The organism is uncultured Mediterranea sp., assembly GCF_902493215.1.
Lineage (GTDB): Bacteria > Bacteroidota > Bacteroidia > Bacteroidales > Bacteroidaceae > Bacteroides.
In genome coordinates, this window is sequence record NZ_CABUOL010000026.1 from 22,504 (window position 1) to 40,246 (window position 17,743).

Consider the following 17,743-nt stretch of genomic DNA (forward strand, 5'->3'; position numbering starts at 1 on the left):
CGATATGAAAAAGATATGGTCATTAACCCTTCTCCTGCTGGTATCGGTTGCAATATGGGCACAGGAAGCTGTTTCGGATAGTGTGGCAACGACAGAAACGGATACTTTGATTGCCGATAAGTCGGAATTTTCCGCAGCCAAGCAAGTGGGCAATGCTACCAAGGCTGAAGCCGACAGTGCCTACATCCGCAATGACTTTGCGGCCGCCATCCAGATATATGAAAATCTGCTTCAGCAGGGAGAGTCTGCCGAAGTATATTATAATTTGGGCAACAGCTACTACAAAACGGATGATATTGCTCGCGCTATCCTTAATTATGAGCGTGCTTTGCTGCTGAGTCCGGGTAATGCGGATATACGAGCCAATCTGGAGATAGCCCGTTCCAAGACTGTAGACAAGGTAGAACCTGTTCCCGAAATATTTTTTGTGACGTGGATCAAATCGCTGATAAACAGCCAAAGTTCTGATGCATGGGCACGGACTGCCATTGTGTTCTTTTTGCTCTTGCTTGTATCATTTTCGGTCTTCTTATTCACTCGTCAGCTGAAGTGGAAGAAGGTCGGATTTGCAGGTAGTATTCTCTTTCTGATCGTAGTTATCGTTGCCAACGTGTTTGCTTCTACGCAGAAAAGCTATTTGACTGACCGGAAAGATGCTATTATTCTTTCACCCAGTGTGACGGTACGCAGTACGCCTAGTGAAAGCGGAACCAGCTTGTTCGTGCTGCATGAAGGTAGGAAGGTTGAAATCAAGGATGGCAGTATGCGCGAGTGGAAGGAAATCCGTCTGGAAGACGGTAAAGTAGGGTGGGTACCTGCCACAGTTGTAGAAGTAATCTGATAACGGATTTATTTGATAAAACTCAGGTATGTAGTCCAGATTTTCTCTGTAAAGAGAAAGTCTGGACTTTTATTTTAGACAAAATGATAAAAAAACACGAGAAAAAGTTTGTTTTATCTTTTTTTTTCCTTAAGTTTATAGCGTGATAAAAATAAAACAGAGTATTAACCATTAAGTTTATGAATATGAGAACAATAACTTTTAACGAGTTGCGTAAGATAAAAGACTCTTTACCCACAGGAAGCATGCATAGAATCGCCGATGAATTAGGTCTGAGTGTTGACACCGTAAGGAATTTCTTCGGCGGCCATAACTTCAAGGAAGGAAAAAGCGTAGGTATCCATCTGGAGCCAGGACCGGACGGCGGACTGGTTATGATTGACGACACAACGGTGCTCGACAGGGCTCTTCAGATATTGGATGAGATTGCCAATGAGAATAAGCAACCTGTAGAAGCCTGAAGTATATAAGTCAGTTCTGACTGTTTACATTGCATTGTTCCGGAACTGACTGCACAGCTTCCTCAAGGCACGGACTACACGGATTTCGCGGATAGAATAAATCCGTGGCAATCAGTGTAATTCGTGCCTTTTTTATTTTGATATTCCCGTATGAACCGATAAATATAGACAGATATGGAAGACAAATTAGTAACTTTGGCTATTCTGACGTATGCTAAAGCACAGATTTTGAAGAATGTGCTCGAAAATGAAGGAATCGAGACCTATATTCATAACATTAACCAGATCCAGCCGGTGGTCTCATCGGGAGTGCGCGTACGCATCAAGGAAAGTGATTTGCCGCGTGCCTTGGAGATTACAGAAAGTTCAGCCTGGCTTTCAGAAGAAGTGGTAGGCGGTAAGTCGCCGCGTATACCTTCTGCAAGCAATAAAGTACTGATACCCGTCGATTTTTCCAGTTATTCGCTGAAAGCCTGTGAATTTGGCTTTCGCTTTGCAGAGAATGTTGGATCCGATGTGGTACTTCTCCACGTATATTTTACGCCAATATATGCTACTTCCTTGCCGTATGGAGATATTTTCAACTACCATCGTGGAGACGAAGAGAATGTGAAAGGAATATTACAAAGGGTTCATAATGAATTGAATACACTTTCCGAAAAGATAAAGGAGAAGGTTGCATCCGGCGAATTTCCTGATGTAAAATATACCTGTGTCTTGCGCGAAGGGATACCTGAGGAAGAGATAATTCGCTATTCGAAAGAAATCAGGCCGCGTATCATCATTATGGGGACGCGTGGTAAGGATCAGAAGGACATTGACTTGATAGGAAGCGTGACTGCTGAGGTCATAGAGCGTGCCCATACGCCGGTGCTTGCTATTCCCGAAAAGACCGTTATCAGGCAGTTGGCCGAAGCGGAACGCTTTGCATTTATTACCAATTTTGACCAGCGGGATCTCATTGCATTTGATTTGTTGGTTAAGAGTCTGAAAGATCTTAAATTCTCCGTATCGTTGATTCATCTGTCTGATACGAAAGATACGTGGAACGAAATCAAGCTGGGTGGCATTAAAGAATATTTCCATAAGCAATATCCCGATTTGGAGATTCAGTATGATGTAGTACAGAATGATAATTTTTTGAGTAATTTTGATCAGTATATACAAACGCATCATATTGATGTCATTGCTTTGGCTTCTTACAAGCGGAATATTTTTTCCAGGCTTTTCAATCCAGGAATTGCCCGAAAGATGATTTTTCATTCCGATACGCCGCTCTTGGTTATTTACGGGCGTCCATGTTGATTCAAACAATCCAAGCAAAACAAATCAATAATCACGATTATGTTTAATATATAAAGCTAGAATATTTATAATAAGCTATTTATGATAGCTCCACCCTTAATCAGTATAATCAGTAATCAATGCTAGAAAAAATAAGAGAGCCCTAAACCGATAGAATAAACAGGTTTAGGGCTTTTTTTATTTGCTGGATTAAAAAAATAGTCTGCCAAGATTGGTGGCAGACTATTTTTGTTTTTTATACGAGTTTAATCAGTTGGCTGCAAAATTAGAAATTGCCCAACTTTTCGATTTCTTCAAATTCGGGTCCCATTTGCAGATTGTAGTAAACTCTGTAGAGACCGTTCAGCCACAATTCCTTCTTGTCGGGCTGCAGCTGTCTTGCTTTCTCGTAGTTGGGTTTAGCCTTTTCATAAAAAGCTTTCAATGTAGCCTGATCTTCCTTGTATTTCGGATCATTTACGTCGGTTGTAGCCTTTTCAGAGAAGTCTTGTGCCTGCAGGCAGTAAACCAGACCCAAGTTGGAGTATGCTTCTGCATAGTTGGGGTCAACTGCTACAGTCTTCTCATAGAACTCGATGGCCTTTTCCAAGGCAGCAGCAGCTTCAGCTTCCTTTTTCTGCTCTTTCAGGCCGCTGTACTGGTTGTGGTACAGATATCCCTTTACATACAGATAGAATGTATTGTTCGGATCCTTTGCCAGCATGTCATCAGCAAACTTGTTGGCTTCATCATACTTGTTGTTGTTGCTGTAGTAGTCAATCAGGTTACCGAAAAAGTACTGGTGGTCAGGATACTTCTGTACACCTTCCTGCAAAGAAGCAATCCACTTGTCTGTTTCACCCTGAGCCTTCAAGGCAGCAGAGATGAATTCCATGGCATACTTACCCACTTCTTTGTCATCCTTGGCATACGGTGCATACTTCAAAACGCTGGGATAATCTTCCAGACGAGTAGCTACCATTGCTGCGTAGTAAGCAATCTGCGGCAGCAATGTGTCTGCCTTAACTACTTCATTTTCAGCAAACATCGGGTGTCCGGCAATGTCTACGTATGTACCGAAGAAGCTCAGGGCTTTCTTTCCGTCTTCCTTGTTTTCATTTCCCAGGTAGGTATTGTAGAACTGGATACCACCGTTGATCAGGTTGCCACGTTCTGCTATGATAGCAGCAGCATTGGATTTTCTGTACTTGTTCTTGATCTTACCCTTTTCGTTGGGGATCTGTGCCAGTTCGTCGCACTTGAAGTAGTACTGGCACATGTTCAGTGCGCTGTTGTACACCTGGAGTGTGTCGTAGGGCTTTCTCAGGTAAGCGTTCTCCATTTGCTTTTCGCTCTTTCTTTTCTGAATGAAGCCGGCAACGTTCCAAGTTTCAGCCTGATCTTTTGTTTCAGGATTGGTCAAAGCCTGGTTGATCAGTTGTTCAGCCTTTGCGAAGTCCGGTTGTACTGCACTGGCAGCTTTTTTTGCTTCCTTTACTGATTTCTCTTGTGCAAAGGTGAAACTTGCAACGAGCAGCAAGGCAGCCGACAATAATACTTTTTTCATGATTGTAGAAAAGTTTAAATTAGAATTATTATTATGTCTATTCTTGTTCATCAGTAGTCTCATTTTCAGTATTTTCTGTATTCAGATCATTGTTCTCCGGAAGATTCTCGGCCTGTGGTGTGTTTTCTTCCTCCTCCTCTTCGGGAGCTGAAGTCACCTTGCAGACAGAACCGATTTCATCGTTGCGCTTCTCCAGATTGATGAGACGCACACCCTGTGTAGCACGGCCCATGATGCGCACGTCGGCCACCTTCAGACGGATGGTGATGCCGGACTTGTTGATGATCATCAGGTCGTTTTCGTCGGTCACGGACTTGATGGCCACGAGCTTGCCCGTCTTTTCGGTGATGCTGATGGTCTTCACACCCTTGCCGCCACGGTTGGTCTTGCGGTAGTCTTCGATGTCCGAACGCTTACCGTAACCCTGCTCCGATACCACCATAATGGTTTCTGCTTCAGGGTCTTTGATGCAAATCATGCCCACTACTTCGTCCTGACCGTCTTCGTCGAGCGTCATGCCGCGTACACCTGTTGCGGTACGGCCCATGACACGTACGGCGCTTTCGTGGAAGCGGATGGCACGTCCGTTGCGGTTGGCGATGATGATTTCGTTGTCACCGTTGGTCATGCGCACCTCGATGACGCGGTCGTCTTCGCGGATGGTGATGGCGTTCACACCGTTCTGGCGCGGACGGGAATACTGTTCGAGCAGGGTCTTCTTGATGACACCGTTCTTGGTGCAGAACAGCACGTAGTGGCTGTTGATGAATTCCTGGTCGTTCAGGTTCTTTACGCGCAGGTAGGCGTTGACGGCATCGTCGGAGTCGATGTTCAGCAGGTTCTGGATGGCACGTCCCTTCGAGTTCTTCGAGCCTTCGGGTATCTCGTACACCTTCAGCCAGTAGCACTTGCCCTTCTGGGTGAAGAACATCATGGTGTTGTGCATCGTAGCCGGATAGATGTGCTCCACAAAGTCCTCGTCGCGTGTGTCGGAGCCCTTCGAGCCTACCCCACCGCGGTTTTGTGCATGGAACTCGCTCAGCGGCGTACGCTTGATGTAGCCCATGTGCGAGATGGTGATAATCATCTCGTCGTCGGCATAGAAGTCCTCGGGGTTGAATTCCTCGGACGAATATACGATTTCGGAGCGGCGTTCGTCGCCATATTTCTCTTTCACCTCGATGAGTTCGTCCTTGATGACCTTGCGGCAAAGCTCGTCGTTCACCAGGATTTCCTCCAGGTAGGCTATCTGTTTCTTGATTTCCTCGTATTCGGCGTGCAGCTGGTCCTGCATCAGGCCGGTGAGCTGGCGCAGACGCATCTCGACGATGGCACGGCTTTGGATTTCAGTCAGTTGGAAGCGATCCATCAGCCCCGTGATGGCATCAGCGGGCGTCTTGGCGGCACGGATGATGCGGATCACTTCGTCGATGTTGTCCGAAGCGATAATCAAGCCTTCCAGGATGTGGGCACGTTCCTTGGCTTTGCGCAGGTCGAACTGCGTGCGACGGATTACCACGTCGTGACGGTGCTCCACGAAGTACTTGATGAGTTCCTTCAAGTTCAGCAGACGCGGACGTCCGTGTACCAGTGCCACGTTGTTCACGCCGAACGACGTCTGCAGCTGCGTCATCTTGTAGAGCTTGTTCAGCACCACGCTGGCGTTGGCATCGCGCTTCACGTCGATGACGATACGCATACCTTCGCGGTCGGACTCGTCGTTGGCGTTCGAGATGCCTTCGATTTTCTTCTCGTTGGCCAGGTCGGCGATGCTCTTGATGAGTTCGGCCTTGTTCACGCCGTAGGGTATCTCGGTGATGACAATCTTGTCGTGCGTCTGTCCGGCCTCAATCTCAGCCTTGGCACGCATCACCACGCGGCCGCGTCCCGTCAGATAGGCTTCGCGCACGCCGCTCATACCGTAGATGTAACCTCCTGTGGGGAAGTCGGGAGCCTTGACGTAGTTCATCAGCTCCTCTATTTCGATGTCGTTGTTGTCGATGTAGGCCACGCAGGCGTCAATTACCTCCGAGAGGTTGTGCGTGGGCATGTTGGTGGCCATGCCGACGGCGATACCCGAGGCACCGTTCACCAGCAGGTTCGGGATGCGTGTAGGCATCACGGTAGGCTCCTGGAGGGAGTCGTCGAAGTTGTTCTGCATGTCGACGGTCTCCTTGTCGAGGTCCTGCATCATGTCTTCGCCAATCTTCTGCAGGCGGCACTCCGTGTAACGCATGGCCGCTGCGTTGTCGCCGTCCACCGAGCCGTAGTTGCCCTGGCCGTCCACCAGCATGTAGCGCATGGCCCACGGTTGTGCCATACGTACCAGTGCGCCGTAGACGGACGAGTCGCCGTGCGGGTGATACTTACCCAGCACCTCACCTACCACTCTGGCCGATTTCTTATAAGGTTTGTCCGACGTATTTCCCAGCCCCATCATACCGTAGAGAATTCTGCGGTGAACGGGCTTAAAACCATCTCTAACATCCGGAAGGGCACGCGAAACAATGACCGACATGGAGTAGTCAATGTACGATGACTTCATTTCCTCCTCGATGTTAATCTTTATAATTCTGTCTTGTTCAAGCATTTAAAAAGATAATTAATTATACATTGCATGGTTCGTGAAAAACCACGCTAAAGTACTGCTTTTTTACGACATACGAAAACATTTCGGGGAGAAAGTTTCATGAGGCGCTGTGCTGGAGGGCGGCCGGTGCAGCCCTGAAAAGGCAACTCGGGCGGACCGTCTATAATTATATTAAGGTGTATCCTTATACTTTATCAGCATGACAACCGGATTGGAGTCTTCGTCCAAAGTTGCGGCAATCTCTTTCAGTCTGCCTTTCAGTTGGTTGTTTTTGTACGCTTCCACAAGTTGGTCGGCCATCAGGTTCTGGTGGGTAGCCACCTTGCCATTTCCGACATTGTCGGTCAGATTTACCTCCTGTTTGCAGGAATAGTCGGCGTTCACCACAACAGGCCTGAATATTGCGTTCTCTTGTTTGTCGTACACCAGGCAGGTAGAAGGGAATCCTCTTCCTTTGGTAAAATCAAACTCCTTTTTGATGGTCTGAAGGAAGCAGTATCGGTCCGTCACGGGGCCCATCGTGACAAGCACTTCGGGCTCACCGGAAGATTGTTTCACAAGGAAGGGACTTATGCGCTTGTCCTCAGGCGTATGGCAGTATACCGTATCGGAAGAGGTCTCCACCAGCAACCAGTTCTCCCGGCAGGGAACGAGCGCACGGACCGAGGCTGCGGCTACACCGTCTCCCTGGTGCACAAATGGACTGCTGACGGTCTTGAAAGGTATGGGAAGACCCTGCACCACGTGGCCGTCCTGCTTCGACAGGATGGCATGGTAGAATTCCTTTTCCCTTTCCTTCCCGTCCTCATAGTACACGGTCATGTCATAGCAGATGAGGTTGTCCTTGTCATAATTGAACAGGTCCATATAGCTGGCACCCCCGGCGGGATGGAAACTTCGCTTGAAATTGCCGGCCAGATCGTATACCAGTATCGTTTGGGAAGAGTTGACAAACATTTCCTCGTTCTCTTCATCCAATACGATGCTCACGATGTAGGCATATTCTTCAGCTCCCTGCCCTTTCCGGTTTATTTTTCTTACTCCTTTGCCCGTTTTCCGGTCGAAAACGAAGATGTCTCCGTCGTTGGCATAGTTCTTTACCAATATGAACTTGTCTCCAACGGCCATCACAGCGCCTTGCGTGATGAATTCATCGGTCGTCTCCAGCGGGATGTATTCCACATCCATAATGTCCTGCAGCGTCATTTCCTTTTCCGGATAACCCGCTTTCACGTCCACCGTGAGGAGGGCGCCGGGCTTTTCGGCTTGTCCGCATCCCTGCATGCCTATTCCGGCCAGGACAAATAGGAAAAATATCCAAAGACTTGTTCTCTTTTTCATGTTGGCTGATGGCGGGTTGGTTGATGGAATAAATTCTTGTATCTTTCAAAAACACAAATATACGGAATTTATTTGTTTGTCCAATGATTGTTGCAAGAAATCTTGTTGTGGCAGAAAAACGCTTGACAGGATTTCCAAGCTGGAATATTTTCGCTATATTTGAATAATATAGGATACGGTTCGGGATAGTCAAATTGAAAAACTTCTTTTTCCATTTGTCTATCCACTCACCTTTCACTATATTTGTTGAAACTTTTACCTATTAATCATTATGAAACAGCTGTTTTTCTTGATTTCCATTTGTGCGTTTTTGTTATTGTCCTGCTCGTCCCAAGCGACCGTTCATCGCGAGAACGGCTGGTATTTGGCTGCGTCCGAAGACATGGACAGCATCGCTTTGGAGCCTGTTGCCACCGTTCGCGACTTCAACGGGCTCCGTCTGGTCTCCGATGCTTTTGGCCGGTATGTCATTACAGGGCGGATCAGCCCCCACAAACAGGCCGATTGGGCCGACCATACGGAGAAGGCCATCGGTCGTCGGCTGGCATTTGTGTTCAACGATACGGTTGTTTGTTGCCCGATGATTCATGCACGGATAGAGGGCGGCAACTTTCAGGTGTCTTCTTCTCCCGACCGCCCGATGGATTTGCCCTCCATTTACCGCCGCCTCAGACAGGAGAAGATAGACCTCATCGAAGAGCGTTTCAAGGGTTGGACAAAAGACTCCACGCTGACCAAAGAACAACAGGATTCTATCATTGCCGATTTGGATTACTGGGATGCCCAAGCTATAACGCATGGTTTCGAATGACGGCCTCCCGTTTCCGTCGTTGACAATCTGACACTTTGTTTTCCTGACCCGCCGAGAATCGTTTCTTTCGGCCCGAGGTAAGGCTCGGCGGCAAATTTTGAAGCGCGGAAGGGCTTGTTGTCTTATACACAGAAGAATAGCGAAATCTTTACATTTCAACGAGGGAAACGGAGGGGCGGAAAGCAGTTTTTTGAAGGTCAGAAACAGCCTTTTCGGCGCATTATCCCCCTTTTCACCGGGCTAAAGTGGCACTTTGGCGGGCTAAAGTAGATGTTTTCCCAGCCCGAAGTGCATGTTTTCCCAGCTTGGAGTGCATGTTTGGGCTGGGAAAAAGCAACGTTTTCTCTCGGAAAAGGCATTGTTTTCCCTCGAAAGAAGCACGCTTCGGCCGTGGAAACGGCGTTTTTACGTCTTTTTCCATTCTATTTGGAGATGGATGAAATAAGATCGCGTAAGAAGAAATCCTGTTTGAATAGCAAAAAGAAAGTGTTTCTGCTTAATTTCTGACATTGTGAAGTGTTGGCTTTATAGCTCTCTCTTCCATCACTCCCCGCTATCAGGAAACCTGGTTTCAACCCTGGAAGGCCTATGTTTGAAACCTAAGGGGGGAATGTTTGAAACATAAGCCCCCTGGGTTTCAAACATTCTCCAAGAAGCGTTTTCGGACATGACTCGGAAATGCTTTGGGAGGGCGTACGGGCAGCGTTGACATTTTGTCAGTCAAGGCAAGCGGCGGATGGTTCAAAATTTTCGATATAGCAGATGACTACTTTGAGTGATTCTTTATAGCCCTGATACTTGGAAAATCGGCTGGAACTTAGCTTTTGTTCCGATTTTTGGCACGACATTTGCTGATTGTTACTGAAACATAGTGGTGAAGTCGCCAAAAATGTGTATCTTTACATAAGATAGGCTGCACCTCGGAAGTAAAAAGCTGAAAACTTTGTTTCCGCTTTTGTACTTCTCTCGGTTTGCACTATCTTTACATAAGATAGGCTGCACCTCGGAAGTAAAAAGCCGAAAACTTTGTTTCCGCTTTTGTACTTCTCTCGGTTTGCACTATCTTTGCCACGGATTATAACCCAAAATTAGAAGGAGTAAATCAATGAATTACCAATTTTCACAAAGAGTTTCGGACGTACTGACCTATAGCAAGGAAGAGGCCAACCGGCTGGGAAACAGCTTCATCGGCCCCGAACACCTGCTGCTCGGCATCCTGCGCGACGGCACAGGCAAGGCTGTGGAGGCACTGACGAAGCTCGACGCGAACCTGAACCAAATCAAGCGGAGTCTCGAAGAACAGCTGACAGACGCCGAAAACCATAACCTGCCCGCCGACGAGGAGGTGTCCTTCTCGCCCACGGCGGCACGCATCCTCAAGATGTGCATGCTCGAAGCCCGTCTGCTGAAAAGCGAACTGGCCGACACGGAACATCTGCTGCTGGCCATCCTCAAGGACGGCAACAACATGGCTGCCACCATCCTAAACGACCAGTTCATTACTTATCAGGCTGTTTACGAACTGCTTACGATGAAATCGGCCAATCCGAACGCCGGCATGGGCTTCACCGAAGACGATGACGACGAAGAAGAAATGACCTCTTCGCGCCCTTCTTCCGAGGGGTCGCGCAGTCTGGGCGGAGGCCAGTCGGCCGCAAGAACCGCCACGCAGAAGCCCACCAACGACACGCCTGTGCTCGATAACTTCGGCACCGACATCACCCGTGCCGCCGCCGAGGGCAAGCTGGACCCTGTTGTGGGCCGCGAACGCGAGATTGAGCGCCTGGCACAAATCCTGAGCCGGCGCAAGAAGAACAACCCCGTGCTGATAGGCGAACCCGGCGTGGGCAAGTCGGCCATCGTCGAGGGGCTGGCCCTGCGCATCACGCAGAAGAAGGTGTCGCGCGTGCTGTTCGACAAGCGCGTCATCATGCTCGACATGGCGTCCGTCGTGGCCGGAACCAAGTACCGCGGCCAGTTCGAGGAACGCATCCGCTCCATTATCAACGAGTTGCAGAAGAATCCCAACGTTATCCTCTTCATCGACGAGATACACACCATCGTGGGTGCAGGAGCCGCCGCAGGCACCATGGACGCCGCCAACATGCTGAAGCCCGCCCTGGCGCGCGGCGAGATACAGTGCATCGGCGCCACCACGCTCGACGAGTACCGCAAGAGCATCGAGAAGGACGGTGCGCTGGAGCGCCGCTTCCAGAAAGTCATCGTGGAGCCCACCACGGCCGAGGAGACGCTGCAGATACTGAAGAACATCAAGGAGAAATACGAAGACCACCACAACGTGCGCTATACCGACGCCGCCCTCGAGGCATGTGTCAAATTGACAGCCCGCTACATCAGCGACCGCAGCTTCCCCGACAAGGCCATCGATGCCCTCGACGAAGCCGGTTCGCGCGTGCACCTGACCAACATCAGCGCGCCCAAGGAGATTGAGGAGCAGGAACGCCTCATAGACGACGCCCGCCTGCAGAAGACCGAGGCCGTGAAGTCGCAGAACTTCGAGCTGGCCGCCGCCTACCGCGACCGCGAGAAGGAGCTGGCTGCCAGCCTGGAGCAGATGAAGGCCGACTGGGAAGCGCAGCTCAAGGAGCAGCGCCAGACGGTGGACGAGGAAGAGATAGCCGCCGTGGTGTCCATGATGTCGGGCGTGCCCGTACAGCGCATGGCGCAGGCCGAAGGGCTGAAGCTGGCCGGCATGAAGGATGAACTCCAGCAGAAGGTCGTCGGTCAGGACGTGGCCATCGAGAAGCTGGTGAAGGCCATCGTGCGCAGCCGTGTGGGCCTGAAGGACCCCAACCGCCCCATCGGTACGTTCATGTTCCTGGGTCCCACGGGCGTGGGAAAGACGCATCTGGCCAAGCAGTTGGCCCGTTACCTGTTCGGTTCGGACGATGCCCTGATTCGGGTCGACATGAGCGAATACATGGAGAAGTTCACCGTGTCGCGCATGGTGGGAGCCGCTCCCGGCTATGTGGGCTATGAGGAAGGCGGACAGCTCACCGAGAAGGTGCGCCGCAAACCCTACTCCATCGTTCTGTTGGACGAGATCGAGAAGGCCCATCCCGACGTCTTCAACATCCTCCTGCAGGTGCTCGACGAAGGCCGCCTGACCGATAACGTGGGCCGCACCATCGACTTCAAGAACACGGTCATCATCATGACTTCCAACATCGGTACGCGCCAGCTCAAGGAGTTCGGCCGCGGCGTGGGCTTTGCTGCCCAGAACCGTACGGACGACCGCGAATACTCGCGCAGCGTCATCCAGAAGGCACTGAACAAGACCTTCTCGCCCGAGTTCCTGAACCGTCTGGACGAAATCATCACCTTCGACCAGCTGTCGCTCGACGCCATCACGCGCATTGTCGACATCGAGCTGAAGGGACTGTATGGCCGCCTCGAAGGCATCGGTTACCGCCTTCAGGTGGACGATGCGGCCAAGAAGTTCCTCGCCACGAAGGGTTACGACGTGCAGTTCGGTGCCCGTCCGCTGAAGCGTGCCATCCAGAACTATCTGGAAGACGGCCTGTCCGAACTCATCGTTTCGGGCGGTGTACAGCCGGGCGATACCGTCAGCGTGACCCACGAAGACGGCAGGGACGAGCTGACGATGCAGAAACTTTGACCGTAAAACGGCCATCATACCGACAAAATGTCAGTCCCCGGCGGACTGGCATTTTTTTTGTATTCCTACCGTCAGAGAAAAAATAAGTGAAACCTATAATATACAGATTGAATTATGCAAAAAGGTAACATTGGGGTAACGACCGAGAACATCTTCCCCGTCATCAAAAAGTTTTTGTACAGCGACCACGAAATATTCCTGCGCGAGCTGGTGTCCAACGCCGTTGATGCCACGCAGAAACTGAAGACCCTTTCCTCCATCGGCGAGTACAAGGGCGAGCTGGGCGACCTGACGGTCCGCGTCAGCCTGGGTAAGGATACCATCACTGTCTCCGACCGCGGTATCGGTCTCACCGCCGAAGAAATCGACAAATACATCAACCAGATAGCCTTCTCCGGCGCCAACGACTTCCTCGAGAAGTACAAGAACGACGCCAACGCCATCATCGGCCACTTCGGCCTGGGCTTCTATTCGGCCTTCATGGTGGCCAAGAAGGTGGAAATCATTACCAAGTCGTGCAAGGAAGGCGCACAGGCCGTGAAGTGGACCTGCGACGGCAGCCCCGAGTTCACCATCGAGGACTGCGACAAGGCCGACCGCGGTACCGACATCGTCCTCTACATCGACGACGACTGCAAGGAATTCCTCGAAGAGGCCCGCATCTCCTCGCTGCTGAAGAAGTACTGCAGCTTCCTGCCCGTGCCCGTAGCTTTCGGCAAGAAGAAGGAATGGAAGGACGGCAAGCAGGTGGAAACCGCTGAAGACAACGTCATCAACGAAACCACTCCGCTCTGGACCCGCAAGCCCAGCGAGCTGAAGGACGAGGACTACAAGGCGTTCTACCGCGACCTCTATCCCATGTCCGACGAGCCTCTGTTCTGGATTCACCTGAACGTGGACTATCCGTTCCACCTCACCGGCGTGCTCTATTTCCCCAAGGTGAAGAGCAACATCGAACTGAACAAGAACAAGATACAGCTCTACTGCAACCAGGTGTATGTCACGGATTCTGTAGAAGGCATCGTGCCCGACTTCCTGACGCTGCTCCACGGCGTGCTCGACTCGCCAGACATCCCGCTGAACGTGTCGCGTTCGTACCTGCAGAGCGACTCCAACGTCAAGAAGATTTCGACATACATCACCAAGAAGGTGTCCGACCGTCTGCAGTCCATCTTCAAGAACGACCGCAAGCAGTTCGAAGAGAAGTGGAACGACCTGAAGATCTTCATCAACTACGGCATGCTGACGCAGGAAGACTTCTACGACCGTGCCAAGGATTTCGCCCTCTTCACCGATACCGACGGCAAGCAATATACCTTCGACGAGTACAAGACGCTCATCAAGGACAACCAGACCGACAAGGACAACACGCTGATCTATCTGTATGCCAACAACAAGGACGAGCAGTACAGCTACATCGAGGCTGCCAAGAACAAGGGCTACAACGTGCTGCTGATGGACGGCCAGCTGGACATCGCTGTCGTTAGCATGCTCGAGCAGAAGTTCGACAAGGTACGCTTCACCCGTGTGGACAGCGACATCATCGACAACCTCATCGTGAAGGAAGACAAGAAGAGCGAAGTGCTCGAGGCCGCCAAGCAGGAAGCCCTTTCTGCCATGTTCAAGAGCCAGCTGCCCAAGATGGACAAGACGGAATTCTACGTCGTGGCACAGGCTATGGGCGAAGGCGCCGCTCCGGTCATGATTACGCAGAGCGAATACATGCGCCGTATGAAGGAGATGGCCAATATCCAGGCCGGCATGAGCTTCTACGGTGATATGCCCGACATGTTCAACCTCGTGCTCAACGCCGACCATCCGCTGGTCAAGGAAGTCCTGGCCGGTGAAGAACAGGCCTGCGCAGCCGACATCGTGCCCATCCAGCTCTCCATGGATGATACCAACAAGCGTCGCAACGACCTGAAGAAGAGCCACGAAGGCAAGAAGGACGAGGAAATCCCCACAGCCGAGAAGGACGAACTCAGCGAGCTGGACAAGAAGTGGGACGAGCTGAAGACGAAGAAGGAAGCCGTTCTTGCCGGTTATGCCGCCCAGAACCCAGTTGTCCGCCAGCTCATCGACCTGGCCCTGTTGCAGAACGGCATGCTGAAAGGCGAAGCGCTCAACAACTTCGTGAAACGGAGTATCGAGCTTATCAAATAAGCCCCTTCAAACACAACTTTTTTTCATACACGCAGAGAGGATGCGTCCTTCGGGATGCACCCTCTCTTTTTATTTGTCTGTCCGTGCCCGGGAAGTGGAATCTTCCGGCGTAGTAGCCTTAAATCCTTCATTTCTGCCCTTTTCATCGGGAAAACTGTATTTTTCTGTTATCAGGAGATGCTATTTCAAAAACAAATTTCTATATTTGTGAAATATAGGATGCTTGGCACAGTTGGATTTGAAGCATTTTCATTGTCCCTGTGTACTTCCTTTCCGTTATATTTAGAAAATCTCTTTGGATATGGGCACATTAGGCTGTATCAATGACATGATTCAACGGGACAAGGAAAACCGTGAATTGCGTAAACTGGGAAGAGAGCGTCGTAAAGACCGCCTCGACCGGATGTATTGCGGAATGAAGTTGCATTTGTCGGAAGGAGTGACGGCCGATGACATGAAACAGGCCCAGGAACAGATTGCCGACAAACAGGAACAGGACTTGAAGTGGGAAATCCGTTCTGCCTATTGGGTGATAGGTATTTGTATCTTGTTGGTAACCTGCTTCCTTCTCTTCCTGTTATGAGATTACGATTGTTTGACGACGAATATGAAGAAAATATATGTCTTTCTGTTGTGTTGCTGCCTGTTTTCTGTGCTTCGGGCCCAGAAGGTGGGGCTCGTGTTGAGTGGCGGCGGTGCCAAGGGTATGACCCACATCGGCATCATCCGTGCGCTGGAAGAGAACAACATCCCCATCGACTACATCGCAGGTACCTCCATGGGCGCCATCATCGGGTCGCTCTATGCCATGGGCTATTCGCCCGACGATATGGAAGAACTGCTCCGCTCGCCCGACTTCAAGCGGTGGTATTCCGGTGAAGTGGAGTCGCGCTACGAATATTACTTCAAGCAGAACAGGCCTACGCCCGAATTTGCCAATATCCGCTTCGCTTTTGGCGATTCCATCCGCGTGAAGCCGCAAATCATTCCGACCAATCTGGTGAACCCCATTCAGATGAATCTGGTGTTCGTGGAGCTTTATGCCCAGGCTACAGCGGCCTGTCGGGGCAACTTCAACAATCTGTTTGTTCCCTTCCGTTGTGTGGCTTCGGATGTGTACAACAAGCGTCCCCTCATCATGCGCGACGGTGATGTGGGCGATGCCGTGCGGGCTTCGATGAGCTTCCCTTTTGTGTTCAAACCCATTGAGATAGACAGTGTGCTGGCCTACGACGGCGGTATCTACAACAACTTCCCGACGGATGTCATGATGGACGACTTCCATCCCGACATCATCATCGGCAGTGTGGTGGCCGCCAATCCGGGCAAACCTCAGGAAGGTAATCTGATGAGCCAGCTCGAGAACATGATCATGCAGAAGACCGACTATTCCATTCCCGATTCGCTGGGTATCGTCATGACCTTCAAATACGATGATGTCAATCTGCTGGACTTCGACCGCCTCAAGGAACTGCACGACATCGGCTACAACCGTACTATGAGCCTGATGGATTCCATCAAGGGCCGTATCCAGCGGCGGGAGAGCACGGAGAATGTGCGCATGAGGCGTATGCTGTACCGCAGCAAGCTGCCCCAGCTCCGCTTCCGCGACATCTACATTGAGGGGGCCAATGCGCAGCAGCAGTCGTACATCAAGAAAGAATTCCACGGCGACGACCACGAAGTCTTTACCTACGAGGACCTGAAGCGTGGCTATTTCCGTCTTCTGGCAGACAATATGATATCGGAAATCATCCCGCATGCAGTCTACGATCCCGGCAGCGACTTGTACGAGCTGCACCTGAAGGTCAAGATGGAGAAGAATTTCTTTGTCAGGATAGGCGGAAGTGTGTCCACTACCAGCTCCAATCAGATTTATCTGGGGCTGGGCTACCAGAACTTGAACTATTACTCCAAGGAACTGACACTGGACGGCCAGCTGGGCAAGATTTACAACAACGTGCAGCTGATGGGACGTATCGACCTGCCTACACGCATACCCACATCTTTCCGCTTGCTGGGTTCCATCAGTACGTTCGACTATTACAAGAAGGACAAGCTCTTTTCCAGGAACAACCGGCCGTCGTTCAATTCGAAGGACGAACGTTTTGTGAAGCTGATGCTTGCGCTGCCCTTCCTGGCCAACAAGCGGGCGGAATTCGGCTTTGGATATGGCGCGCTGACAGACAACTATTACCAGTCGAGTGTCATCGACTTCGGCAACGACCGGGCCGACCAGAGTACCTATAAGTTGCTGGGCGGTAGTATCGGCTTCTATGGCAGTACGGTCGATTCGCGTCAATATGCCACACGCGGATATTATGAAAAGCTGATAGCCCAGGTGTTTACGGGGCATGAATGGTTTGCACCGGGTACCTCTGCTGCCAGCAAGGATCAGGAACCCGTCAACAAGAAAGGGCAGTCGTGGCTGCAAATCTCCTACATGAAAGAGGCATACCATCGGCTGGCTTCCCGTTTTGTATTGGGCTGGATGACAGAAGCGCTCTATTCATCGAAGAATTTCTCTACAAACTATACGGCTACCATGATGCAGGCCGGCGAATTTGCGCCTACGCCCCATAGCCAGCTGATGTATAACGAGGCGTTTCGGGCCAACCAATATGTTTCGGCGGGCATCAAGCCGATTGTCGTTTTCAACGATATGTTCCACCTCCGCACCGAATTTTATGGCTTTATGCCCATTTTCCCGATAAAAAGGAACGAAATGAATCAGGCTTATTACGGAAAAGCCTTTTCGGAGTTCCAGTATATGGGTGAATTGTCATTGGTCTGCAAATTGCCGTTCGGAGCTATTTCTGCTTATGTAAACCATTACAGCTCACCGAATAACGAGTGGAATGTCGGTCTTACGCTAGGCTGGCAGCTGTTTAACTACCGTTTCATCGAATGATTTTTTTGCAAAAAAAGCCCGGAAAAGTTTGCAGAAACAGAAAATGTCCGTATCTTTGCACCCGTAAAAAAAATATGGCCGCGTAGCTCAACTGAATAGAGTAGCTGACTACGGATCAGCCGGTTACAGGTTTG

11 protein-coding genes are annotated in these 17,743 nt (G+C 50.6%); 8 read left to right on the forward strand and 3 right to left on the reverse strand.

Translation table 11 applies throughout. From position 1 onward, the window contains the following. Positions 1-4: 4 nt before the first annotated feature. The 3 genes from RDO88_RS12375 (at position 5) to RDO88_RS12385 (ending at position 2,607) form a co-directional block, all read left to right on the forward strand. Entirely contained in the window at positions 5-841 is an 837-nt protein-coding gene (locus tag RDO88_RS12375) for a tetratricopeptide repeat protein (RefSeq protein ID WP_307759663.1), read from the forward strand. A 179-nt stretch (positions 842-1,020) separates the two neighbouring features. Then, a complete protein-coding gene (locus tag RDO88_RS12380) occupies positions 1,021-1,302 on the forward strand; it encodes a DNA-binding protein (RefSeq protein ID WP_307759664.1) in 282 nt (93 codons plus the stop codon). Positions 1,303-1,476: 174 nt separating this feature from the next. Then, entirely contained in the window at positions 1,477-2,607 is a 1,131-nt protein-coding gene (locus tag RDO88_RS12385; protein WP_307759665.1) for a universal stress protein, read from the forward strand. A gap of 265 nt (positions 2,608-2,872) precedes the next feature. On the opposite strand, the gene RDO88_RS12390 is transcribed toward RDO88_RS12385, so the two are convergent. From RDO88_RS12390 to RDO88_RS12400, 3 genes are all read right to left on the reverse strand, one after another. Further along, positions 2,873-4,153: a tetratricopeptide repeat protein gene (locus RDO88_RS12390; protein ID WP_307759666.1), complete on the reverse strand. Its 1,281-nt coding sequence runs from the start codon at positions 4,151-4,153 to the stop codon at positions 2,873-2,875. Between the two features lie 37 nt (positions 4,154-4,190). After that, positions 4,191-6,743 carry a DNA gyrase subunit A gene (gene gyrA, locus RDO88_RS12395; protein WP_307759667.1) on the reverse strand — a complete coding sequence of 851 codons (2,553 nt, stop codon included), beginning with the start codon at positions 6,741-6,743 and terminating at the stop codon, positions 4,191-4,193. A 171-nt stretch (positions 6,744-6,914) separates the two neighbouring features. Beyond that, complete coding sequence (locus RDO88_RS12400) at positions 6,915-8,084, reverse strand: 6-bladed beta-propeller (protein ID WP_307759668.1); 1,170 nt, start codon at positions 8,082-8,084, stop codon at positions 6,915-6,917. Positions 8,085-8,355: 271 nt separating this feature from the next. Here RDO88_RS12400 and RDO88_RS12405 point away from each other — a divergent pair, with 271 nt between their 5' ends. The 5 genes from RDO88_RS12405 (at position 8,356) to RDO88_RS12425 (ending at position 17,609) form a co-directional block, all read left to right on the forward strand. Continuing rightward, positions 8,356-8,895 (forward strand): hypothetical protein, encoded by a 540-nt coding sequence (locus RDO88_RS12405; RefSeq protein ID WP_307759669.1) that lies wholly within the window; start codon positions 8,356-8,358, stop codon positions 8,893-8,895. Positions 8,896-10,000: 1,105 nt separating this feature from the next. After that, on the forward strand, positions 10,001-12,535 hold the full coding sequence (locus RDO88_RS12410; protein ID WP_307759670.1) for an AAA family ATPase: 2,535 nt from the start codon (positions 10,001-10,003) through the stop codon (positions 12,533-12,535). Positions 12,536-12,649: 114 nt separating this feature from the next. Beyond that, positions 12,650-14,698, forward strand: a complete 2,049-nt coding sequence (gene htpG, locus RDO88_RS12415; protein WP_307759671.1) for a molecular chaperone HtpG — start codon at positions 12,650-12,652, stop codon at positions 14,696-14,698. 301 nt (positions 14,699-14,999) lie between these two features. After that, complete coding sequence (locus RDO88_RS12420) at positions 15,000-15,281, forward strand: hypothetical protein (RefSeq protein WP_307759672.1); 282 nt, start codon at positions 15,000-15,002, stop codon at positions 15,279-15,281. Positions 15,282-15,305: 24 nt separating this feature from the next. Continuing rightward, positions 15,306-17,609 carry a patatin-like phospholipase family protein gene (locus RDO88_RS12425; RefSeq protein WP_307759673.1) on the forward strand — a complete coding sequence of 768 codons (2,304 nt, stop codon included), beginning with the start codon at positions 15,306-15,308 and terminating at the stop codon, positions 17,607-17,609. Positions 17,610-17,743 lie beyond the last annotated feature (134 nt).